The organism is Kribbella catacumbae DSM 19601 (genome assembly GCF_000372465.1).
GTDB lineage: Bacteria > Actinomycetota > Actinomycetes > Propionibacteriales > Kribbellaceae > Kribbella > Kribbella catacumbae.
The window spans coordinates 88,331-108,977 of record NZ_AQUZ01000014.1 but is presented as its reverse complement, the minus strand read 5'-3'; the positions used below and the strand labels follow the sequence as shown (position 1 = coordinate 108,977).

Genomic DNA, 20,647 nt, shown 5'->3' with positions numbered 1-20,647 from the left:
ACCCTCGACAGCATCGCCTACGCCCAGACCCATCTCGGCCGCCTGGACGAGGCGATCACCAACTACCACTCATCGATCGCTCTCCAACTCGAACTCGGCCGCCAGTACGAAACCGCGAGCACCCTGATCTCCCTCGGCGAGGCCCAGAAGAAGGCCAACGATCTCCCCGGCGTCCACACCAGTTGGCACCGAGCCGCCACCATCCTCGAAGCCTTGGATCACCCCGAGGCCGCCGCCGTCCACGCCAGACTCACCAGCCTCGCGATCTGAGCGCCGATCAGGCTGCGTGCAGTGGTCGGCGGTACGGCGTACTGCGGTGAGCGTGTTTTGCAGGTCGGGGTGGAGTAGGCGGCCATCGCGTTTTACCGGGTTGCCGGCGACCAGGACGGTGTCGACGTTGCCGGGGTGGGCGGCGGTGACGACGGTGCCGATCGGGTCGTGGAGGCCGCCGATCAGATTGATGTCGGAGGCGCGAAGCAGGATCACGTCGGCTTGTTTGCCGGGGCGGAGCGAGCCGATCTGGTCGGACATGCCGAGGGCCCGGGCGCCTTCCAGGGTGGCGATCTGGAGCACCTCCGCCGCCGTGAGGGTTTTGTAGCCGAGGGCAAGTAGTTCGCGCATCGCGCTGAACATGTCGCCTGGCGCGGTGGTCACGACGTCGATGCCGAGGCCGGTCGTCACGCCGGCCGCCTTCAGCCGTCCGGCCATCGGGGCGCCCATCTCCATCCGCGCCTCGACCGCGGGGGTGACGGCGACCGCGGCGCCGGAGTCCGCGATCAGTTTCAGCTCGGAGTCGGGCAAGTCGTTGCCGTGAACGAACAGCACGTTCGACCGCTGCAAACCCTCGTCCAGCAGGAGTTGCAGCGGATGGCTCGCCACCGGACCGCTGCTGATGTGCACGACGATCGGCAGTTCGAGCTCAGCCGCCAGCGCCCAGTCGGCCCGCACGACGTCGATCGGCGTGTAGGAAGGTCCGATCGCGGCGACGGCAGGAGTGATCAGCCCGGACGCCCGGTCCGCCACATGCCGCATCCCGGCCGGGTCGACCGGCGTACCCAGCATGGGCGACGGGCCATAGCCGAAGACGGCCCGGATCCCGCTCGACGCCAGCGCGTCCAGAGCCGCGTCGGTGTGCTCGCGGCTGTGCTGGACATGGGAGTAGTCCTGCACGGTGGTGATCCCCGCGTCCAAGCACTCCAACGCGCCAGCGAGGTTGCCTGCGGCAACATCTTCCGGCCGGTACCGCGTGCCGTACCCGCCGAGCACCTGCTGCAGGTACCAGCCCAGGTCGACGTCCACCGCGATCCCCCGCAGCGGCGTCTGCCACAGATGCCGGTGGGTGTCGACGAATCCGGGCAGCACGATCCGGTCACTCGCATCGATCACCTCTGCACCGGTGACGGCCAGCCCCGGCCCGACGGCGGCGATCCGGCCGTCCTCGATCAGTACGTCGGTATCCCGGTGGACGACGACGGTCGGCTCGGTGTCGATCACGAGCCCTCCCCGCAGCAACACTCGACTCATCCTGCGATCTCCTCACTAGAAAGCTTTCTAGAAAGCTATCAGCAACGCCACCTAGACTGTCAACCATGAGCACGGACCGGATCGACCAGCTGATCGAGGCCTGGCAGCAGGAGCTCCCGGCCGCGCTCTATCCGACTTCGGAGCTGACCAAGCGGGTCATGGTGCTGGCCGCCGCCCTGAACGAGGCGACCCGGCGGGTACTGCGTGAGCTGCAGCTGACGACCGCGGAGTTCGATGTACTGGCCACACTGCGCCGGTCCGGAGCACCGTACCGGCTGAAGCCGACGGATCTCAGTCGCAGCCTGTTGCTCTCCTCAGGCGGTACGAGCAACGTGGTCAATCAGTTGGTCAACCGCGGGCTGGTGGTGCGCGAGCCTGATCCGGAGGATGGCCGGGGGACGCAGATCCGGCTCACCGCCGCGGGGGCAGGGAAGGCCGAGGAGGCCGTGCTGGCCAGTGCGGCAGCACACGACCAGACCTGGGCTGAGGTCCCGCCGGAGGCGCTGGACGCCGCTACCGAGGCGCTTCGCGCGCTGACGCAGCCGAGCCTGCCGGCCGCCCGCCCCCGCCGCACACAGACCCGCAGCTAGCCGCAGAGCTGACACCGCCCGGCTCCGACCGAGCGCAGAGGGCGCCGACTCCGAGCCCGGACCGGCGCGAACGGCGCGGGCTCCGAGCCCGGACGGACGCGAACGGCGCGGGCTCCGAGCCTGGGCGGGCACAGACGGCGCCGGGCCTGAACCGGGCGAAGCGGCCGGTCCCTCGAAGGGAGTCCGGCCGCTTTCGCTTCTCGTGGTTATCCGGCCTGGTAGAAGGCGCCCTTGAGGTAGTCGTGCACGGCGTCCTCTGATACCCGGAACGACCGACCCACCCGCACCGCGGGCAGCTCTCCGGAGTGCACCAAGCGGTACACCGTCATCTTGGACACGCGCATGGCCGTGGCGACCTCCGCCACGGTCAGGAACTTCACCTCGGCGAGCGGCGACTCACCGCCGGACTTCTTTGATGCCATAACGCACCGCACTTCCAGCACGAGTCGTGCGCCGGCTTCCCCTCCGGCACCTCCGCCCGTGCATGAACCGAGCGTAGTGGCTGTTGGTGCGAATGGGAAAGAGGGTGTCTGGTGTGACTGGATGGTCAGGCCCGAATCAGTCCGGAATCAGTACGGAACGAGCCGGTTCTAGTAGGTCGGATCGAGCCCGAGGAGTGGAAAACTGATGTCCCGGGTCGCCTTGATCGAGCGGTCCAGCCAGGTGTCGGGGTTGTACCCGGTCGCCCAGGCGGCGTACTCCGGGGCGCAGCCGTCCGTCATCCGCGACGGCGCGACCCGCCCGTACCGGAGTTTCACGTCCTCGCGCCACGACTCGGGCACCGCCGTCTCCGGGTCGACCGGCTGGCCGGCCACGATCGCCAGCAGGTGCGTCCAGGCACGCGGTACGACGTCGACGATCGCGTACCCACCGCCACCGGTGGCGACCCATTTGCCGTCGCAGACCTCATGGGCGAGGTCGTGCAGAGCCAGGTACGCCGCGCGCTGCCCGTCGACCGACTTGGTTAGGTGCGCCAGCGGGTCCTCAACATGGGAGTCACACCCGTGTTGCGTCACCAGCACCGACGGCCGGAACGCCTTCACCACGTCGGGCACGATCGCGTGGAACGCGCGCAACCAGCCCGCATCCCCGGTCCCGGGCGGCAGCGGGACGTTGACCGCAGTACCTTCCGCGTCAGGTCCACCGGTCTCCCCCGCCGACCCGGTCCCCGGGAACAGCGTGGTCGGCGACTCGTGCAGGCTCACGGTCAGTACGCGCGGGTCGTTGTAGAACACCGTCTGTACGCCGTCGCCGTGGTGCACGTCGACGTCGACGTACGCGACCCGCTCGGCGCCGTGGTCGAGCAGCCACTGGATCGCCACGGCCGGGTCGTTGTAGACACAGAAGCCGCTGGCCATCGAGGGCATCGCGTGGTGCAGCCCGCCGGAGATGTTGGCGGCGTGCAGCACGTCGCCTTCCCAGACCGCCCGGGCCGCCTCGACGGACGCACCGACCACATGCGCCGACGCCTCATGCATCCGCGGGAAGCAGTAGGTGTCGTCGGTACCGAGCCCGTGCTCAGGATCCGGTTGATCAGGGTCTTCGCCGGCCCGCTTCACAGCCTCGATGTACTCGGCGGTGTGCACCGTCCGCAGCAGCGCGTCATCCGCCACCGGCGCGGGCACCACCTTCAAGAGATCGAGCACTCCGAGAGCTCGCGCCAGCCGGATCGTGAGATCCACCCGGATCGGACTCATCGGATGCCCATGCCCGAAGTCATACGCCGTCAGGCCGTCGTCGAAGACCAGCATCGCCTCACCGCTCATGCCCCTGACCTTAGCCCGCGCCCGCCGGCGACACCCCTACCCAACTGATCGGTTGTTGGGTCCGGCCCTCCGGCGGCCTGCGTCACGCGGTTGCGTGGTTGAGGCGGTTGGGTGGGTAGGGCGACTGTGGATCGCGTCGCCGGGCTGCTTGACGGTCCTAGTCGCAGCTATCCCGGAGCCGCTGGGAAGACTGGCCACAATCGGGGGCACCGCCACGCCCCCGGCCGACCACCATCGGGGTACCGATTGCGAGGGCGACTCGCCCGGGTCGCCGCCCATCTTCCAGCCGAGCAGGCCTCCAGTCGACCGACCGGCCTTCATCCTGCCGATCGGCGCCTACCTGTCTGCACCACTAGCGCCTTATGGGGCGACTGGCGTGCTATAGCGCGCCAGTCGCCCCATAAGGCGCTAGCGTCCCGGGACCAACCCGCTCCGCGCCGGCGAGACAGCACCGTCCCTGGCGCATGCACCTGTCGCGCCAAGACGGGACGGGGTTCCCGGACCGCCATGCACGCACCACCCGTCCCGGCCGCGCCGACACGCCGAGGTAATCGCTTGCCGCCGACCTGGGTATGCATAGGGCTTCGTTGCCCTCAGCAACTAGACAGCGGGGTCGGTCAGTCAGGGGTTTGGCGATGCTTGAGTGGCGCGCGGACCGGCGTACGGGCTATGGTTTTGGGGTGAACAAGCTGACTTTGCAGCAGTGGTGGGCCGCTTAGGCGGACCCGCTGCGTTCACACGCACCCAAAAGGCCGCCTCGCCGAGGCGGCCTTTTTCGTGTGCCCGTCAGTCGGTGAGGCCTCGACGAGAAGGACCGACTGAGATGACTTCGCTTTCTGGCATCACCCCGTCCGGACGGCTCACGCTGGGCAACCACCTCGGCGCGCTGCGGCGGTTCACCGACCCCGACGGGTTCTACTTCGTCGCGAACCAGCACGCGATGACGACCAAGCACGATCCACGCCGGCTGATCGCGTTGACGCGGGAGATGGCGACGCTGATGCTCGCGGCCGGGCTGCCGCCGGGCACGGTGTTCGTGCAGTCCGACGTACCGGCGCATGCGCAGCTCGCGTACCTGCTCGAGTGCACCTCGTACGTCGGGGAGCTGTCGCGGATGATCCAGTACAAGGAGAAGGGCCGGGACAGACCGATGACTCGCGCCTCGCTGTTCACCTATCCCTGCCTGATGGCCGCGGACATCCTGCTCTACGGCACGGATCGCGTCCCGGTCGGTGGCGACCAGGACCAGCACGTCGAGCTGGCCCGGGACGTCGCGATCCGGTTCAACCGGGAGTACGGCGAGACGTTCGTCGTACCGCAGCTGCAGAAGGCCGCGCTGGCGATGCGGATCAAGGACCTGCAGAATCCCACCAGCAAGATGAGCAAGTCCGACGAGGACAACGCCGTCGGGACGATCCGGCTGCTGGACCCGCCGGACGTGATCCGCCGGCAGGTCATGCGGGCGGTGACGGATTCCGACGGCGAGGTCCGCCACGACGAGGAGACCAAGCCCGGAATCACCAACCTGCTGGAGATCCTGGCCGCCTGCACGGACGGGGATCCGTTCGAGCTGGCGACCGCGTACTCGACGTACGGCGCCTTGAAGACCGATGTGGCGGACGCGGTGCTGGCGGTGATCGAGCCATTGCAGAAGGAGTACGCACGGCTTGCGTCCGACCCGAAAGCGATCGACGAGCTGCTCGCGCAGGGTCGCGATCGGGCGATCGCAGCCAGCGCACCCCGACTCCGGGCGGCGACCGTCGCGATGGGTTTGGCAGGATCTTCCGTGTGAGTCTGCAGCTGCGCGTGGCGACGTTCAACATCCGCAACTCCTCGGCCGACGACGGAGACGACTCCTGGGTACTGCGTCGCGAGGCGACGGCCCAGGCGATCGAGGCGTTGGCGGCCGACGTGGTCGGGTTGCAGGAGGTGCTGCCCGACCAGTTGGAGTATCTGCGCGAGAGGTTCGCGCAGTACGAGCTCGTCGGGGCCGGGCGGGATGACGGCGTGCACGCCGGTGAGCATTCGGTGGTGATGGTCCGGCCGGGCGATTGGCGGGTGGAGTCGGACGAGACGCGCTGGCTGTCCGGCGAGCCGACGACGCCCGGGTCCGTCGGCTGGGACGCGGACCTGACCCGGATCGCCACGTTGGCGCGGCTCGGGCACACCGATGGGACGCTGGTCGGGATCGCCAACACCCATTTCGACCACCTGGGCGAGGTCGCGCGAGTGGAGTCGTCCAAGTTGCTCGACCAATGGATGTCGGCTGAGCCCGATCGGCACTGGGTGCTACTCGGCGACCTGAACGCCGAGCCCGGATCACCTCCGCTGAAGGCGTTGACGGGTGCCGGCTGGCTGGACGCAGTACCGGCTGAGGCGGGTGGCAGCTGGCATGATTTCGGCGATGCGACCGGCCAGGAACGGATCGACCACATCCTGACCGCCAAGACCTGGCAGGTCATCGATGCCGAGGTATCGCACCACCGGCCAGACGGCCGCTTTCCGAGCGACCACTGGCCGGTAGTGGCGACGTTGCAGCTTTAAAGCTTGTTGAAGACTTCCTCGCGCAGGCGCTCGAGGGCGTCGAAGCGGCGGGACCCCGTGCCCAGGAAGCCATCTGGGACCAGGAACTCGTCGACACCGGCCGCGGGATAACGCGCGACCGTGTCCAGCACGTACTCGGCCGAGCCCATGATCGTCGGTTGACCGGCGGCCAGCCGCCGGTCGCGACGCTCTTCGGCCTCGGTGTCGCCCGGGACGAGGATCTCGATCATCGCCTGGGTCGAGCGGCGTACGGTCGACGGGTCGCGGCCGATCCGCTCACAGTGCTCGCGGAACACATTGCCCTTGTGCTCGGCGACTTCGGGCAGTCCCCAGTGGTTCCATTCGTCCGCGTACTTCGCAACGATGCCTAGGGCAACCTTTTCGCCGGAGGCGCCGATCAGGATCGGCAGCTTGGCCGGCTTCGGTTCCAGCGGCGCGTTGGTGAGCTGGTAGTACTCGCCGTCGAAGGTGGTCCGCTCCTGGGCCAGCAACCCGGTGATGACCTGGCAGGCCTCCTCGAACCGGGCCAGCAACTGCTTCACCGGCGGCAACTCGATGCCGTAGGCCTCGTGCTCGTTCACCTGCCAGCCGGCCCCGATCCCGAGCACGAACCGGCCGTTGCTCATCTGGTCGAGCGTAGCCGCCTGCTTCGCCACCACGGCCGGATGCCGATAGGTGTTGCCGAGCACCATCGATCCGATCCGCACCCGCTCGGTCCGCACCGCGAGACCGCCCAGCAGGGCCAGGCACTCGTTCATCGGCAGCGACAGATCGTCGCCGTTCACCATGAAGTGATCGGCCATCCAGACGCCGTACCAGCCGGTTCTCTCCGCGTACTCCGCGCCGTCGAGTACTTCCTGCCAGGTGCGGGCGGCGCTTGGCCACAGGGAAAAGTCCATGCCCCCGAGCTTAGGCACTCCGCGTTGGGCCGGACCGCCGCCACTCACAAACCTCAACTGATCGCACCCGGCCAGGCGTGCGCAGGCGTGCTCCCGGGCGGAAACGGGAGGTTTGTGAGTGGCGGAGGTCCGGAGATTCCGCAGGAGTGGGCCGAACTGATGGACAAGCAGTCGCACCGGTACCTCGGGAAGGACTTTCCGTTCGAGAATCGGTTGACCGAGACCGGGGTGATCGTGCGCGTGACACCGGAGAAGATCACCGGCGGGGGCCGCGCGGGGTTAGCCGAGCGCGGCAAAGACGGCCTGGTTAGGCAACGTGGTTAGACGAGTTGCCAGCGGTAGAGGAAGGCGCCGACGGCGAGGACCAGGTAGGCGAGAACACAGACGACGCCGATGCCGGGGCGCGGGCGAGTACGGCGTACCGGCTGGTTGTCGGCTGAGTCGCGAGCGGCCTGCATGACGGCGGCGGCGTACACGGTCTGGTCCTTGGCGATGCCGTTGATCTCGTTCTCGTCCTTGCCGCTGGCCAGGACGACCGAGCCGTCGACGATCTCGATGTCGTCGACGCCCTGCCAGGCCAGGCTGCGGACGAGCAGGCTGGTGCGGGCCTTCAGCGCGGTCGCGGTGATCTCGACGCGGTAGAGCACGACACCGCCGGCGACCCGGACGACCGAGGCGCCGATGATCGTGAACAGGCCGACCGCGAGGAAGTCGCGCGCGCCCATCCAGAGCCAGGAGTTCAGTGCCGGGACAGCGATGAACGGGGCGACGAACAAGGTCCAGGCCCACCACGGAGCCGGATCCAACGGCACCCGCCAGGGCAGCGCGGGCAACTGCGCGCCGACGTTGCTGCCAGTGTTGGCGGCAGCGTTCGTCTCAGCGGTGGTTCCAGGGCGTGCGGCAGCGTCATCGGTGCCGCTCGAACGGTTTCCCATGGGCGGGACCATAGACCCCTCAGCTCCGATCAGCTGACCCGACATCGGCGTTACCCCTCGATCAAGGCCCAGGCGGTCGCGGCGACGACCGCCGCCACCGCGGGCAGAAAGACCGCGGCGCCCCAGGATAACGACACCCGGTAACTGGTCAACGCCGAGGTGTTGTACCCGCGCAGCCGCTCGACCACACCGGCCACCAGATCCGCCGTCGGCGCGCCCTGCTTACCGTCGAACTCGAACGTCTTGGTGCCGCGATGACCGAGGTCCAGCGTCACCTTCTTCTGACCGCGGCGCTGCACCCCGTCGAGCGCTTTCCAGCTGTACCGGCGGCGCAGGAGCGGCCCTCTGACCACAAGACCGCCTTCGGTGACCGTCAGCCGCTCGAAGGCGATCTTCATGGCGTTCCACAGCAGGCCGAGCGCGATCGGCCCGGAGGCCCATCGCCACCACGGCACCTGGTCTGCCTGGATCAGATCATTGACCGTAAAGACGGTGCCGAAGACGAACAGCAGCCAGAGAGGTTCGCGAAAGAGGTGGTGCTCCAGCCGCGGTGACCAGGGCAGCGGTGGGACGGACTCGATCGGTGCGGGGGTGACCCGGACGGGCGGTTTGGATTCACGCTCGGCCGGTTTACTCGGCGGCAAGGTCCCGGGAACGGTTGCGGGCGGCTTCGATGGCTGACAGGAAAGCCGCGCGGACCTTGTGGTCCTCCAGCTCCCGTACTGCGGCCGCGGTGGTGCCGCCCGGCGACGTGACGCGCTCGCGGAGCACGGTCGGGTGCTCGCCGGTCTCGCGCAGCAGCTTGGCAGACCCGACCAGGGTCTGGACGACGAGCTCGGTGGCGGTGGTCCGCGGCAGGCCCATGTGCACGCCCGCCTCGATCATCGACTCCACCACGAAGAAGATGTACGCCGGACCCGAACCCGAGACCGCGGTCACCACGTCCTGCTGCTTCTCCGGCACCCGGATCACCCGGCCGGTCGCGGCCAGCAGGCTTTCGGCCAGGACCAGGTGGCTCTCGTCGCAGTGCGCGCCGCGGGAGATCGCCGCCATCCCTTCGTCGACCAGGGCCGGCGTGTTCGGCATCACCCGGACCACGGCCACCCCCGCGGGCAGCCGGGACTCGATGAAGCTGGTGGTGATACCGGCGGCCAGCGAGACGACCGTCTGGGATGGGCGGACCGCCGGGGCGATCTCGGCGAGCAGGTCAGGCATGTCCTGCGGCTTGACGACCAGAACCAGGGTGTCCGCCTTCGCAGCGGCATCCACGTTGGTCACCACGTCCACGCCGTACCGCTCGCGCAGCTCGGCCGCACGCTCCTCGCGCCGCTCGGTGATCAGCAACTCCTCCGGTCGCCGCCCGGCCCGCAGCAGCCCGGACAACAACGTCTCACCCATCACACCGGCGCCGAGAATGGCCACCTGTCCATTCGTACTCATGAGGTCAGATTAGACCTGTCCGCGTTCGAGTTCGTTCGAATTGTGGGGACCAGGCCAGTCCTCGGGATGCACGCTCGTCCGGCAACCGCCCTAGCCGGGAGGAAACTTCATGCCAAGACCACCTGCTACGAGTGGGCTGGGGACGACCAGTGGGTGATCGACGGCGACCCGAACGGGTGGACCGCGATCGCGCACCTCGAGACCAACTACGGCAAGACCCGCGAGTGCGCGGCGCCGCGGCAGGCGCACTGCTCCTGCTCGCCGGCACCGCCAGTACTGCTGCCGCGGCCGGGCCGGACCACTCGCAGTGCCGGATGTTCACCGCGTAGTACGGCGCCACCTGCTTCCAGTGGGTCGGCGACAAGCAGTGGGTGCTGGACAGCGACGAGAACGGGTGGGCGACCATCGTCCATGTGCAGACCAACTACGGCAAGGACCGGTACTGCCAGGCCTTGCCTGCCGCCGGAGGGTGGGACTACTGCAACTTCGACCACATAGAAGGCAAGTGCGTCCGCTTCAAGTTGTACGAAGCAAAGGGCAATGACACCCAGGGCGAGACCGCGTGGAGTCCTTGGTACGGAACGGAGTACGGCTCGCCCTGCTAGGTCACTTCGTGGGATGCGGACAGGGCTGCGGCTGCGCGGTCCTGTTCGTACCGGTCCTCGATGCGCTCCGCGTCCTCCAGAGCTATCCGGTGTTGCTCCATCGCCTCGGCGACTCGGCCGGCCGCGAAGAGGGCATGGCCGTAGTCGTTGCGGACCTCGATCGTGAACGGTCTGCTGCCGAGGCGGACAGCCAGGTCGAGTGCCTGCTGGTGGTACTCGATTCCCTCGTCGAATCGGCCGGCTGCAACGTGCATCCGGCCGAGGCAGTTCAGGCTGTCGCTCTCCCCGTTGACGAAGGACAGCCGTCGGGCCAGCTCCAGCGACTGCTCGAAGCCTTGCCACGCGTCGTCGAGCCGGCCGAGCGCCTCGTTTGCCGCCGCCAGGTTGTTGAGGGCGAACGCCTCCTCGAAGGTGTCCGTGCCCAGCTTGCGGCTGAGCTCGAGCCCGTGCTCGAACAGCTCCAGTGCCACCTCCGGCCGGCCGAGCCGCAACTCCGGCCAGCCCTGACCGGCCAGGGCCGACGTCATCCCGCTGAGGTTGCCCTCGGCAGCGAACAGCACGTACGCCTCCCGCTGGCAACCGAGCGCCGCCTCGTAGTCGCCCAGCCGGTAGTGGCCTAGGGCAACATTCGACAACCCGCTCGCCTCACCGACCCGATTGCCCGCCCGGCGGGCGAAGTCCAGTGCCTGCTGGTACGCCGTCCGGCCGTCGGCGTACCGGCCGAGTCGCCAGTACAGCGCGCCCAGGTTGTTGTACGAGCGGCCGCGTTCGTAGTCGGAGCGCGCACACCGGATCGCGGTCAGATGCAGGACCTCCGCGCCGGTAAAGAGGCTGGCCGTGCCGAGGTAGTACATCAGCATCGCGGACAAGCCGGTCGCGTACTCCGGCCGCCCGTGGTCCGCCGCATACAGCGCCGTGGCGATCAGGTTGGCCCGCTCCGAGTCGAGCCAGTCGCGGCCCCCGTCCCGGTCGGCGAACTGCACCTCCGACTGGCCGGCCTGCTGGGTCAGCTCGACTCGCGACTGATCATGCGGCGCGTACGCCGTCGCAGCTGTGGCGACCGTCCTCCGGTAGTACTCGAAGAGGCCGTCGAGCGCAGTACGCCGTACTGATGCCGGGTCCTCGTCACGCCCCTGATCGGAGGCCAACAGGCGGACCAGGTCGTGCAGCTCGTACCGCCCGGATCCGTGCTCCTCCAGGAGGTTCATCTGCACCAGCTTGGCCAACTGCTCTCGGGCGAGCACGACACTCGTCCCGGCCAGGGCAGCACCGGCGTACGCGTCGAAATCACGTCCAGGGTGGAGCGCCAGCAGCCGGAGCATGCGGCGGGCTGGGAACGGCAACGCCTGGTAGGAAAGGGAAAGCGAGGCCGAGACGCTGTCGTCGAGCCGCAACCGCGCAGTGTGCTCCTGTAGCCGCTCCAGATGATCACCGAGGGTCCATTCGGGCCGCGCCTTGATGCGTCCCACCAGTACTGCGAGCGCGAGCGGGAGATGCCCGACCAACTCCGCTATCAGCACAGCCGCCTCCGGCTCGCTGTCGACCGCGGGGCCGGCCGCACGTCGGATCAGCGCTGCCGACTCGGATGGCTCGAACACCTCCAGGTTGATCCGGTAGGCCTCCGGGGATCCGCTCAGCCGTCGCCGGCTGGTGACCAGCGTGAGCGCGCTGTCCGCAACCAGCGGCTGCAATTGGTCGTCAGAGGCCGCATTGTCGAGCAGTACTACAGTCCGGCGCCCAGCGAGCAGATTGTCGAACAATGCGGAACGGGCCGACAGGTCCAGGCCATGAATCCGGCTCCCGGGCACGCCGAGGCGACGCAGGAAGCCATCCAGCACCGCCGCCGGATCCGCGGGCGGCCGGGCAGGGTCATATCCGCGCAGATTCACGGAGAACTCGAGCTCGACGTCAGGCACCCGGCTCGCCACCCGCCCGGCCAGGCTGGTCTTACCCACTCCCGGCATCCCGTCGATCAGAACGAGCCGGTGCGTCTCCAACGCCGTCACCGCGGCAGCGATCGTGGAGGACCGCCCGATGAACGAGCCGGCGTCGCATTCCACCCGATCGGCGACCTGCACCACCGAGGCATCGGCGGCCAGCCCTGAGACCACTTGATGAGCCTGCCGCCACTCCGCCGCCCGCGACTCGTTCCCCAGCGCCGCCCGCGCGATGTCGACAACCAGCTCCACATCCAGCCTGGTCCGCCCCGGCATCAGACACCGGTACGTCGTGTTGAACGCGGGCAACTCAGCAGTCCCCCGCTCCTGCCGGGATCGGACGACGCGGCGGTGGATCTCCCGATACGACATCCCCGACCAGACCTGCAGATCCCGCAGCCGAGCCCCCAACTCCCCCACAGTCCGCACCCCACCCGGCGACGGCGCCTCACCCTCCACCACGCGCCTCCCAGGTCGGAAGTGGTCTAGTTTAGGGCGCCCTCACCCCCACCCCAGCCCGGGGTGAAAACTGCTCACTTGCCCACCACCCGAAGAACCCCACGCAGCCTCAGACGCCCGCTCTGCGTCGCGTTCTCGTTCGGCTGCTCCCACCCGTCCGGTGTTGGGCGCTCCTACGTCGCGCGAATCGACCACAACCGGCAGCAAGTGGATTGGTAGGCGAAAGGTGGCGAGGTTTGTCCCCACCACCTTTCGCTGCGATCTCCCGGGTCTGGCGTAGAAGGGAACGGTGAACTCGATGAAGCTGGCCGCTCGGTTGACCAGCACGAATCTCCTGTATCGGCGCCCCGATCTCTATGACCGGCTCGCATTTGCCGATGACGGACTTGTTGCCGTGGTCAACCAACTGACCAACGGAGCTACACCGGGCGCGGTACTGGATCTGGGCTGCGGAACCGGCCGGCAGTTGGCTGCACTCCAAGCCAGCTTTGGTTGCAAGGCGGTTGGAGTCGATGTGCAGCCCATGCTCATCGGACACGGCCAGGCGACCAACCCCGGCTTGGTGTTGCTCCTCGACGACATCAGGTCAATCCGTCTCGGCCGTCAGTTCGATCTGGTCCTCTGCCTGGGCAACTCGCTGTCCTACCAGCTCACCGATGCCGACCTCTGGGCTGTAATCGAGACACTCGGAGCACATACCAGCCTGGTGGGCACGTGCTCATCGGAGACAGCTCGTTCGTCGCTGCGCGTCAGGTCTAGGTCGAGGGATTTCCGACCAGGCCAAATCCGTTGGGGCATGCGCATCGGGTCAGCGGTTGGGGAGGGTTTTCGCCCGGCTCTGCGGTGGGTTTTCGCCTCAGGCGGGGGTATTTGTCTCCCCAACTGCCGTCAATCACGGCGTCGCCGGGTCGGCCGGCGTCCATGCCATCACTCCCACCGAAGCCCGCCCACCACCATCGTGGTCGTATCGCGCGACGCAGGAGTTCGCGCGTTCCAGCGCCGCGCACGCCCTCGTGAGCCGCGGGACTGTCCCGACCGACAGGACATAGTCGTCAAATCGGGCCGCGCAAACGTTTGCCCGACCCGAAAATCGCACTATGTCCTGTCGGTCGGGACGCTCACCCTCATTAGGAGCGCCATGCACGGGGCGGGCGCAGCCGAACAGCACGGGACGCAGGAGCGGGCGTCGGGGTTACTTCTTGCTGATCAGGGAGCGGGCGAAGAACTGGAGGTTGGCCGGGCGTTCGGCCAGTCGGCGGACCAGGTAGCCGTACCAGTCTTCGCCGTAGGGGATGTAGACGCGGACGGTTTGGCCGTCGCGGGCCAGGCGGAGTTGTTCTTCGGGGCGGATGCCGAAGAGCATCTGGTACTCGTAGCTGCCGCGCTGGCGGCCGGCGCGGTCGGCCAGGGAGCCGGCGATCGCGATCAGGCGTGGGTCGTGGGAGGCGATCATCGGGTAGCCGGCGCCGTTCATCAGCACCTTCATCGCCCGGACGTAGGCCTTGTCGACGGCCCGCTTGTCCTGGAACGCGACCGACTCGGGCTCCTTGTAGGCGCCCTTGCAGAGGCGGACCCGCGATCCGGCGTACGCCAGGTCGACGCAGTCGGCTTCGGTACGCCGGAGGTAGGCCTGCAGGACAGCTCCCGTCTCGGGGAAGTCCTGCCGCAGCTCGCGCAGGATGCTGAGGGTGGAGTCCGTGGTGGTGTGGTCCTCCATGTCCAGCGTCACCGTCGTCCCGGCGTTGCGGGCCGCGTGGCAGATGGACCGGGCGTTCTCCAGCGCGATCTTCTCGCCGTCGCCGGGCAGCGCCTGGCCCACGGCGGACAGCTTGACCGACACCTCAGCGTTAGCGGTCAGACCGGCGGCGGACAGTTGCTTGAGCAGTTCGAGGTAGGCGTCGGCCGTCGCGGTCGCGGCGGCGACATCGGTGACGTCCTCGCCAAGATGGTCGAGGGTGACGTTCAGGCCGTTGCTGACCAGCTTCTCGGTGGCCAGTACGGCCTCCGGAGCGGTCTCGCCGGCGACGAACCGGGCCACGATGCCGCTGGAGACCGGCATCGCCGAGACGGCCTTCTTGATCTGGGGGCTGCGGGACACGCCCAGCAGGACTCGCCGAAGCACTTTCGCGTTCCTCCTCGTTTCCCGTCCCACCCGGCCCCGGTGTGCCGCGCGATGAATCAGGGGTGTCAGCAGGCTACGCGCCTGAACCTGACCCGCCCTAATGGTCACCGCCGCAGTGTGGCCAGGACCACACCAGTAGGGCAAGTGGTCCTGGCTCGGTTTCGCTTGGCCTGGGTCCGAGAGAGGATGCGGACATGCGCTTGTTCAAACGCCCCAAGGCCCCGATCGGTGATCCGATCGGCGAGTTCTGGGCCTGGTGGGCGACGACCGGTTCGGACGCGGTGGCGACCGCGGTCGCGAACCAGGACCCGAGCGCGACCGCCGACGTACTGACGCATTACGTCTCCCGGATCCACGGCAACCTCGACTGGGAGCTCGGTCCGGGCCTGCACGCCAAGCACGTCCTGGTGGTGACCGCCGCCGGCGACCCAGGCACCCGCGCCATCGCCCGCCGCTGGCTCAGGGCCGCGCCGCCGTCGGACCGGACCTGGGAGTACGCCGATATGCGCCGCCCGGCCCCCGACGTCACCATCCGCTTCGAGGGGATGCCGCCGGTCCAGATCGACGCGGCCCTGGTCACGATCGAGGCGGACACCCGTGAAGCCGCGCTGCATGTCGGCGTACATCACCCGACCTTCAGCGAACTGCCGGAGGACCTGCAGAAGCGGGTGACCTTCCTGCTGCTCGACCTGGTGCTGGGCGAGGAACTCGTCGAGACCTGGGTCGGCGCGATCGAGACCGCGGTGGAGCGCCCGGCGGACGCAGTACCGATCGCTGAGCTGCTGCCTGCGGTTGCCGCGTTCGCCGCCGACCATGTCGCCGATGACGGTGGGCCGAGCTGGCGGCTGATGGAGGGTACGACGGCCGCCGGGCACCGGCTGGTGGCGACGGCGATGGTGCCGCTCCGCTCGATCCAGCTTCCGCATCTGGACACGCATGTCGCCGTCTCGGTTCCGTACAAGGCTGCTCGAGACGACGGTCTTCCGTTGGACGAGACGCTCAGCCACCTGCGCGACTTCGAGGATCACCTGTCGGACCGACTCGGCGACTCCGGGCGGCTGCTTGCCCACGAGACTGCCGAGGGCCACCGGATCCTGCATTACTACGTCGACGGCACCACCCCGGCCGCCGCCCAGGTCGAGGCCGCGGTCATCGGCTGGCCCGACGGTCCGGTCGCGGTCGACGTCTCCGCCGACGCCGGCTGGGAAGGCGTCCGCCATCTCAGCTGAACTTTTCACCGCCTCACTCCATCCAAGGCTCGCTGGGCCACCAGCCTGACCTCCGACCTGCTGAACGGCGAGTAGCCGCAACTTTCCGGTCGCCGGTGACATCGTGGTTGGTATGCGAACACTGCCAGTCATCCTGACCACGCTGGCCCTGGCGATCGGAGCCGCTGGCCCGGCCGTCGCGAGCACCGGATCCTCTACCGGAGCAACGACGACTACTGCGGCATGCAGCATGGTCGCGGGGAGTGTGACCGTCGGCGGCTACCACGTCTGGCAGCCGATCACGGCGACCAGCCCGCCGACGACCGGAGTCGGCCACTACCTCCAGTACACCTATCCGCGCGGCCAGGCACGCCTCAGCACCACCTTCGCCATCTGGCCGAAGCCGTCCGGCACCGCGCGGTTCGGCTGGGTTGTGTTCGGCGACAACCTCTATGCCCATCACTACTGGCTCACCCCAGACGGTGCAAAGGACCCTGCGCGACCGGCCAAGTACACAAAGGTTGGCGCCGGCTGGACCCGCTTCACCGCCGTGGAGGTGTCGAGCTACTACCGCGGCCAGACGCTTGCCCGACAGACCGCGTACGGGTTGCGTAACGACGGAACGCTGCTGCGCTGGTCGATCAGCAGCACCGGCAGGTGGACGCAAACCGGTTCGGCCAAGGGCTTTGCGGGCGTGAAGTCGATCTCGCTGATCAGCAGGACGGCGACGTACGAGACCTTCGTGGCGAACCTGCGAGGCGGTGGGCTCTACACGATCCACCTGCCGGTCGCGGCCCCGATGAAACCGGTGGTCAAGCAGGTTCGCGCCACCGGCTGGGCCCGCTTCGCCAAGCTGGTCGCTTCCCGCTGTGGCAAGGGTTCGCTGCTGATCGGCGTCGATCCGTCGACCAGGCTCGGGCACATGTACGCCGTCGGTCACGCCACCGGAACCTCGACACCGATCCAGAGTCTTGGCCAGGTGAACGGCGGGATGTTCCAGACGCCCGATCCGGTCTTCTTCCGGTGGGTCGGCAACCCGCCGACCGATGCCCTGGCCGGCGAGTAGCCACCCGGTACGCCGGCCGCCCTACGCGGTACGCCGTTTGAGGGTGGCCGCACCCAGGGCGAGGGCGCCGAAGATGAACGCCAGCACGATCAGCGCATCGGTCCCGGCGCCGTCACCGAAGCCGTTGCCCCTGGCAACTCCGGTGACGGCGTCGACGGCGTACGAGAGCGGCAGCACGTCGCTGACCGCGTTCAGTACGTCGGGCAACTGGTCGCGCGGGAGGAGGAGTCCGCAGAGCAACAGCTGCGGGATCATCACGGCCGGCATCATCTGGACCGCCTGGAACTCGGTGGCCGCGAACGCGCTCGCGAACAGGCCGAGCGCAGTACCGAGAACACCGTCGAGGACGGCGACGACACCGAGCTGCCAGGCGTCGCCGCGGATGTCGAGGTCGAGGGCGTAGAGCGAGATCGACACCACCACGACGGCCTGGACGACGGCGATCAGCGCGAACGCGATCGCGTAGCCGAGCAGGAAGTCCACCTTGCCCATCGGCATCGTGAACAGCCGGGACAGCGTCCCGCTGGACCGCTCGCGCAACGTCGCCACCGAGGTGACGATGAACATGATGATCGCCGGGAAGACCGCCAGCAGCGGCCCGCCGACCCGGTCGAAGGTGGCCGGCGCATCGTGGAACATCCACCACATCAGCGTGACCAGCAAGGCCGGCATCACGATCAGCATCGCCACCGTCCGGTGGTCCCGGCGCAACTGCGCGACCACGCGGGCCGCTACGGCGAAGGTCACTCGGGGAGTCATCGGGCACCAGCTCTCTGGTCGATCAGGGTCAGGAAGGCCTGCTCGATGTCGTCGGTCCCGACCGATTCGAGCAGCGCCTGCGGGGTTTCGTCGGCGAGCAGGTCGCCGTCGCGCATCAGCAGCAAGCGGTCACAGCGGACGGCTTCGTCCATGACATGGCTGGAGACCAGCAGCGTCGCGCCGTCAGCCGCGAGGCGATGGAACAACTCCCACAGGTCCCGACGCAGTACGGGATCGAGACCGACGGTGGGCTCGTCGAGCACGAGCAGTTCGGGGTTGCCGAGCAGTGCGGCCGCGAGCGAGGCCCGCGATCGTTGACCGCCGGACAGCCTGTCGACGGGTGCATCGGCATGACTGCGCAGGTCGACCGCATCGATGACCCGGTCGACGTCGTCGACCGGTTCACCCAGTACGGCGGCGAAGAAGCGCAGGTTCTCCGTGACGGACAGATCGCCGTACACGCTGGGCTCCTGGGTGACGTAGCCGATCCGCCCGCGCAGCTTGGCCGACCCGGCGGGCAGGCCGAGCACCTGCACGTCACCGGTGACCTTGGCCTGCAACCCGGCGATCGCCCGGATCAGCGTGGTCTTGCCGCACCCGGACGGACCGAGCAGCCCGGTCACCGACCCGGCTCTGAGGTCGAAGCCGACCCCGTGCAGTACCTCGCGGTCCCCGCGCACCACCACGACGTCTCGGCAGGTCACCGCCATCGCGTTTTTCATCATGTGATGAATTTAGCGCAGACGGGACCCGCTGGCAACATCTCGCGAAGGTCAGGCGAGCAGCCCGGGTTCGCCGTACCGCTCGACGAGCGTTGCGAATCTCGCACTCTTGTCCGCCCCGAAGCGCAGTACGGCGGCCTGGTAGGCGGCGGCCGTGACGAACTCGGGAGGACTGCTCTTGCTGTGGAACTTGTCGGCGTACATGACCAGCTCCTCCTCGACTGTCTCGGCGAGGTAGTCGCCGGGCGGAATCGGAAGCTCCTGCCGTACGACGTCGTCCCAGCTCAGCCCGACACCGGTGTGGTGCGAGCAGAACCGGCAGAGCGCCTCGGGAAAGCCGAGCTCGCGCAACAGCTCATACCCGAGTACTCCGTGGCGGATGTAGTGGGAGCCGTTGAGCCGGTAGAGCCCGATGTCGTGCAGCAGACTGCCGGCGCGGACCAGGTCGACGTCCACGTCGAGGTTGTTCCGGGCAATCACCTGTTCGGCGAGCCGGCCGACGATCCGGCAGTGGTCGTGGACGAGGTCGAAGGCCTCGCGGGTCGGCGCGTACTGCGCGTGCAGGTCGCGGATCTCCCGGTCGGTGGGGAGATTCACCCGGTGAGGTAGCGCTGGAGAGTGGGGGCCATCCGGTCGATCAGGTCGGGGACCTCGCAGGAGGCGATCGGGTCCAGCTCGATCACGTAGCGGGTCATCGCCATGCCGATCAGCTGGGTGGCGACCAGGGACACCCGGAACTGCGCATCCGGTACGCCGAGCGCCTCCGCGACCGGGGTGAGGATCAGCTGGCTGATCCCCTCCCGCATCAGCCGGGCAACCTCGTCGCTGCTGACCACGCTGCGCAGGATCGCCTTCATCCGTTGCTGGCCGTCGGGTGACTCCCAGACGCCGAGGAAGACGGTGATGATCCGCCGGCCGAGTTCCTCCGGCGGGCCGGACAGGACGTGCGCGGCGACCTGGCGCGGGTCGATCGGGAGCGCCATCGCCTCGATGAACAGCGCGTCCTTGCTGTCGAAGTAGTGGTGCACCAGGGCCGCGTCGACCCCGGCTTCGCGGGCGACCGCACGCATGGAGGTGGCGGTAAATCCCTTGTGCGCAAAGGATTCCCGGGCAGCACGGAGGATCTCGCCGCGAGTGTCAGGGCCACCGGGCCGCCGCCCGGGAGTACGCGACTTGGCCGCGGCTTTCGGCGTACGGGAGGTCACGTGTCGAGCTCCGACACCTCGCCGTCGCTGGTCACGGCGAAGGCGTGGCGCCGGGACGTGACGGCCTCGGCGGTCCGGACGAAGTGCTTGCGGGTGAACTCGAGCGACTCGATCAGGTCGACCTCGCGTTCGGACCGGCTGGTCGCGCGGCGGGTGTTGATCTCGATGATGATGTGACCGGCGAACTCCTGATTCGCCAGCCCCTGCAGCAGATCGCCGGCGCGCTGCGTACCGCGCCCAGGCACCAGGTGCTCGTCCTTCGCCGAGCCGGTGCCGTCGGTCAGGTGCACATGCTTCAGCGTGCTGCCCATCGTCGCGGCGAGCTCGACGCAGTCCTGCTCGGCGGTCGAGGAGTGCGACAGGTCCAGCGTGGTGTGCGCGTAGCTCTGCTCGGTCGGGTCCCAGCTCGGCGCGTACGCCTGCAGGCCCTTGCCCGGCGCGCGCCACGGGTACATGTTCTCGACCGCGAAGATGATCCCGGTCTCCGCCTCCAGCCGCGCGATGCCCTCGACGAATCCCCGGGCGTAGTCGCGCTGCCAGCGAAAGGGCGGGTGGACGACGACCACATCGGCCCCCAGCGCGCTGGCCGCCTCCGCGCTGCGTTCGAGCTTGCCCCACGGGTCGGTGCCCCAGACCCGCTGGGTGATCAGCAGGCAAGGCGCGTGGATCGCCAGGACCGGCAGGTGGTGATAGTCGACCAGCCGCTGGATCGCGTCGATCTGGGTGCTCAGCGGGTCGATACCCACCATCACCTCGACGCCGTCGTACCCGAGCCGGGCGGCCAGCTCGAAGCAACTGGCGGTCGACTCCGGGTAAACCGAAGCGTTGGAGAGGCCGATCTTCGCGGTGTCGCGGGTCATCTTCTA

General features: G+C 68.4%; 22 protein-coding genes and 1 pseudogene. 9 read left to right on the top strand and 14 right to left on the bottom strand.

What is annotated here, in order from left to right:
- Nucleotides 1-69: 69 nt before the first annotated feature.
- Nucleotides 70-1,524: an amidohydrolase family protein gene (locus A3ES_RS47430; protein ID WP_040454850.1), complete on the bottom strand. Its 1,455-nt coding sequence runs from the start codon at nt 1,522-1,524 to the stop codon at nt 70-72.
- A gap of 65 nt (nt 1,525-1,589) precedes the next feature.
- Between A3ES_RS47430 and A3ES_RS47425 the strand changes: the two genes are divergently transcribed.
- On the top strand, nt 1,590-2,114 hold the full coding sequence (locus tag A3ES_RS47425) for a MarR family winged helix-turn-helix transcriptional regulator (protein WP_020388011.1): 525 nt from the start codon (nt 1,590-1,592) through the stop codon (nt 2,112-2,114).
- Between the two features lie 206 nt (nt 2,115-2,320).
- On the opposite strand, the gene A3ES_RS0116825 is transcribed toward A3ES_RS47425, so the two are convergent.
- Both A3ES_RS0116825 and A3ES_RS0116820 read right to left on the bottom strand, forming a co-directional pair.
- A complete protein-coding gene (locus tag A3ES_RS0116825) occupies nt 2,321-2,536 on the bottom strand; it encodes a helix-turn-helix domain-containing protein (RefSeq protein ID WP_020388010.1) in 216 nt (71 codons plus the stop codon).
- Nucleotides 2,537-2,704: 168 nt separating this feature from the next.
- Nucleotides 2,705-3,880: an acetoin utilization protein AcuC gene (locus tag A3ES_RS0116820; RefSeq protein ID WP_020388009.1), complete on the bottom strand. Its 1,176-nt coding sequence runs from the start codon at nt 3,878-3,880 to the stop codon at nt 2,705-2,707.
- 823 nt (nt 3,881-4,703) lie between these two features.
- Between A3ES_RS0116820 and trpS the strand changes: the two genes are divergently transcribed.
- Both trpS and A3ES_RS0116810 read left to right on the top strand, forming a co-directional pair.
- Nucleotides 4,704-5,672: a tryptophan--tRNA ligase gene (trpS, locus tag A3ES_RS0116815; RefSeq protein ID WP_020388008.1), complete on the top strand. Its 969-nt coding sequence runs from the start codon at nt 4,704-4,706 to the stop codon at nt 5,670-5,672.
- Nucleotides 5,669-6,424, top strand: a complete 756-nt coding sequence (locus A3ES_RS0116810; protein ID WP_020388007.1) for an endonuclease/exonuclease/phosphatase family protein — start codon at nt 5,669-5,671, stop codon at nt 6,422-6,424. Before trpS ends, A3ES_RS0116810 begins: the two co-directional genes overlap by 4 nt.
- Here the strand turns inward: A3ES_RS0116810 and A3ES_RS0116805 are convergent.
- Entirely contained in the window at nt 6,421-7,323 is a 903-nt protein-coding gene (locus A3ES_RS0116805) for a TIGR03560 family F420-dependent LLM class oxidoreductase (RefSeq protein ID WP_020388006.1), read from the bottom strand. The two genes, A3ES_RS0116810 and A3ES_RS0116805, sit on opposite strands and share 4 nt — an antisense overlap.
- Nucleotides 7,324-7,437: 114 nt before the next feature.
- Between A3ES_RS0116805 and A3ES_RS54065 the strand changes: the two genes are divergently transcribed.
- Nucleotides 7,438-7,647, top strand: a complete 210-nt coding sequence (locus A3ES_RS54065) for a hypothetical protein (RefSeq protein ID WP_157630567.1) — start codon at nt 7,438-7,440, stop codon at nt 7,645-7,647.
- On the opposite strand, the gene A3ES_RS0116795 is transcribed toward A3ES_RS54065, so the two are convergent.
- Genes A3ES_RS0116795 through proC form a run of 3 tightly spaced genes read right to left on the bottom strand, consistent with a single transcriptional unit; the run spans nt 7,644 to nt 9,698 of the window.
- A complete protein-coding gene (locus tag A3ES_RS0116795) occupies nt 7,644-8,258 on the bottom strand; it encodes a hypothetical protein (protein ID WP_020388004.1) in 615 nt (204 codons plus the stop codon). The genes A3ES_RS54065 and A3ES_RS0116795 overlap by 4 nt on opposite strands.
- A gap of 50 nt (nt 8,259-8,308) precedes the next feature.
- Nucleotides 8,309-8,902, bottom strand: a complete 594-nt coding sequence (locus A3ES_RS0116790; RefSeq protein ID WP_020388003.1) for a PH domain-containing protein — start codon at nt 8,900-8,902, stop codon at nt 8,309-8,311.
- Nucleotides 8,889-9,698 (bottom strand): pyrroline-5-carboxylate reductase, encoded by an 810-nt coding sequence (proC, locus tag A3ES_RS0116785; protein WP_026162936.1) that lies wholly within the window; start codon nt 9,696-9,698, stop codon nt 8,889-8,891. Before proC ends, A3ES_RS0116790 begins: the two co-directional genes overlap by 14 nt.
- Nucleotides 9,699-9,847: 149 nt before the next feature.
- Here proC and A3ES_RS54060 point away from each other — a divergent pair, with 149 nt between their 5' ends.
- Together A3ES_RS54060 and A3ES_RS0116775 are read left to right on the top strand one after the other, a co-directional pair.
- A complete protein-coding gene (locus A3ES_RS54060; RefSeq protein WP_157630566.1) occupies nt 9,848-10,027 on the top strand; it encodes a hypothetical protein in 180 nt (59 codons plus the stop codon).
- Between the two features lie 42 nt (nt 10,028-10,069).
- On the top strand, nt 10,070-10,303 hold the full coding sequence (locus A3ES_RS0116775; RefSeq protein ID WP_020388000.1) for a hypothetical protein: 234 nt from the start codon (nt 10,070-10,072) through the stop codon (nt 10,301-10,303).
- On the opposite strand, the gene A3ES_RS0116770 is transcribed toward A3ES_RS0116775, so the two are convergent.
- Complete coding sequence (locus A3ES_RS0116770) at nt 10,300-12,702, bottom strand: tetratricopeptide repeat protein (RefSeq protein WP_157630565.1); 2,403 nt, start codon at nt 12,700-12,702, stop codon at nt 10,300-10,302. The genes A3ES_RS0116775 and A3ES_RS0116770 overlap by 4 nt on opposite strands.
- Nucleotides 12,703-12,997: 295 nt before the next feature.
- On the opposite strand from A3ES_RS0116770, the pseudogene A3ES_RS57085 reads away from it, so the two are divergent.
- A pseudogene (locus A3ES_RS57085) lies at nt 12,998-13,375 on the top strand (class I SAM-dependent methyltransferase); the annotation flags it as partial.
- A gap of 516 nt (nt 13,376-13,891) precedes the next feature.
- On the opposite strand, the gene A3ES_RS0116760 reads toward A3ES_RS57085, so the two are convergent.
- Complete coding sequence (locus tag A3ES_RS0116760; protein WP_020387997.1) at nt 13,892-14,821, bottom strand: proline dehydrogenase family protein; 930 nt, start codon at nt 14,819-14,821, stop codon at nt 13,892-13,894.
- Nucleotides 14,822-15,015: 194 nt separating this feature from the next.
- Here A3ES_RS0116760 and A3ES_RS0116755 point away from each other — a divergent pair, with 194 nt between their 5' ends.
- Both A3ES_RS0116755 and A3ES_RS0116750 read left to right on the top strand, forming a co-directional pair.
- Nucleotides 15,016-16,050 (top strand): DUF695 domain-containing protein, encoded by a 1,035-nt coding sequence (locus tag A3ES_RS0116755; RefSeq protein WP_020387996.1) that lies wholly within the window; start codon nt 15,016-15,018, stop codon nt 16,048-16,050.
- A 112-nt stretch (nt 16,051-16,162) separates the two neighbouring features.
- Nucleotides 16,163-17,095, top strand: a complete 933-nt coding sequence (locus A3ES_RS0116750) for a hypothetical protein (protein ID WP_020387995.1) — start codon at nt 16,163-16,165, stop codon at nt 17,093-17,095.
- A 21-nt stretch (nt 17,096-17,116) separates the two neighbouring features.
- Here A3ES_RS0116750 and A3ES_RS0116745 read toward each other — a convergent pair whose 3' ends face one another.
- The 5 genes from A3ES_RS0116745 to A3ES_RS0116725 are packed head-to-tail and all read right to left on the bottom strand — an operon-like array spanning nt 17,117 to nt 20,641.
- Nucleotides 17,117-17,854, bottom strand: coding sequence for an ABC transporter permease (locus tag A3ES_RS0116745; RefSeq protein WP_026162934.1), 738 nt, complete (start codon nt 17,852-17,854; stop codon nt 17,117-17,119).
- Nucleotides 17,851-18,579 carry an ABC transporter ATP-binding protein gene (locus A3ES_RS0116740; protein WP_026162933.1) on the bottom strand — a complete coding sequence of 243 codons (729 nt, stop codon included), beginning with the start codon at nt 18,577-18,579 and terminating at the stop codon, nt 17,851-17,853. Before A3ES_RS0116740 ends, A3ES_RS0116745 begins: the two co-directional genes overlap by 4 nt.
- 48 nt (nt 18,580-18,627) lie before the next feature.
- On the bottom strand, nt 18,628-19,173 hold the full coding sequence (locus A3ES_RS0116735; protein ID WP_020387992.1) for an HD domain-containing protein: 546 nt from the start codon (nt 19,171-19,173) through the stop codon (nt 18,628-18,630).
- A complete protein-coding gene (locus tag A3ES_RS0116730) occupies nt 19,170-19,781 on the bottom strand; it encodes a TetR/AcrR family transcriptional regulator (protein WP_026162932.1) in 612 nt (203 codons plus the stop codon). The genes A3ES_RS0116735 and A3ES_RS0116730 overlap by 4 nt, the downstream gene beginning before the upstream one ends.
- The gene (locus A3ES_RS0116725) at nt 19,778-20,641 is read right to left on the bottom strand and encodes a sugar phosphate isomerase/epimerase family protein (protein WP_020387990.1); all 864 of its coding nucleotides are present in this window, start codon (nt 20,639-20,641) and stop codon (nt 19,778-19,780) included. Before A3ES_RS0116725 ends, A3ES_RS0116730 begins: the two co-directional genes overlap by 4 nt.
- Between the last annotated feature and the right edge of the window lie 6 nt (nt 20,642-20,647).

Excerpts from the sequence above, each read along its gene's own strand:
- A3ES_RS47430 (WP_040454850.1), bottom strand. The coding sequence starts at position 1,524 with ATGAGTCGAGTGTTGCTGCGGGGAGGGCTCGTGATCGACACCGAGCCG.
- A3ES_RS47425 (WP_020388011.1), top strand. The coding sequence starts at position 1,590 with ATGAGCACGGACCGGATCGACCAGCTGATCGAGGCCTGGCAGCAGGAG.
- A3ES_RS0116825 (WP_020388010.1), bottom strand. The coding sequence starts at position 2,536 with ATGGCATCAAAGAAGTCCGGCGGTGAGTCGCCGCTCGCCGAGGTGAAG.
- A3ES_RS0116820 (WP_020388009.1), bottom strand. The coding sequence starts at position 3,880 with ATGAGCGGTGAGGCGATGCTGGTCTTCGACGACGGCCTGACGGCGTAT.
- trpS (WP_020388008.1), top strand. The coding sequence starts at position 4,704 with ATGACTTCGCTTTCTGGCATCACCCCGTCCGGACGGCTCACGCTGGGC.
- A3ES_RS0116805 (WP_020388006.1), bottom strand. The coding sequence starts at position 7,323 with ATGGACTTTTCCCTGTGGCCAAGCGCCGCCCGCACCTGGCAGGAAGTA.
- A3ES_RS0116795 (WP_020388004.1), bottom strand. The coding sequence starts at position 8,258 with ATGGGAAACCGTTCGAGCGGCACCGATGACGCTGCCGCACGCCCTGGA.
- proC (WP_026162936.1), bottom strand. The coding sequence starts at position 9,698 with ATGAGTACGAATGGACAGGTGGCCATTCTCGGCGCCGGTGTGATGGGT.
- A3ES_RS0116755 (WP_020387996.1), top strand. The coding sequence starts at position 15,016 with ATGCGCTTGTTCAAACGCCCCAAGGCCCCGATCGGTGATCCGATCGGC.
- A3ES_RS0116750 (WP_020387995.1), top strand. The coding sequence starts at position 16,163 with ATGCGAACACTGCCAGTCATCCTGACCACGCTGGCCCTGGCGATCGGA.
- A3ES_RS0116745 (WP_026162934.1), bottom strand. The coding sequence starts at position 17,854 with ATGACTCCCCGAGTGACCTTCGCCGTAGCGGCCCGCGTGGTCGCGCAG.
- A3ES_RS0116740 (WP_026162933.1), bottom strand. The coding sequence starts at position 18,579 with ATGATGAAAAACGCGATGGCGGTGACCTGCCGAGACGTCGTGGTGGTG.
- A3ES_RS0116725 (WP_020387990.1), bottom strand. The coding sequence starts at position 20,641 with ATGACCCGCGACACCGCGAAGATCGGCCTCTCCAACGCTTCGGTTTAC.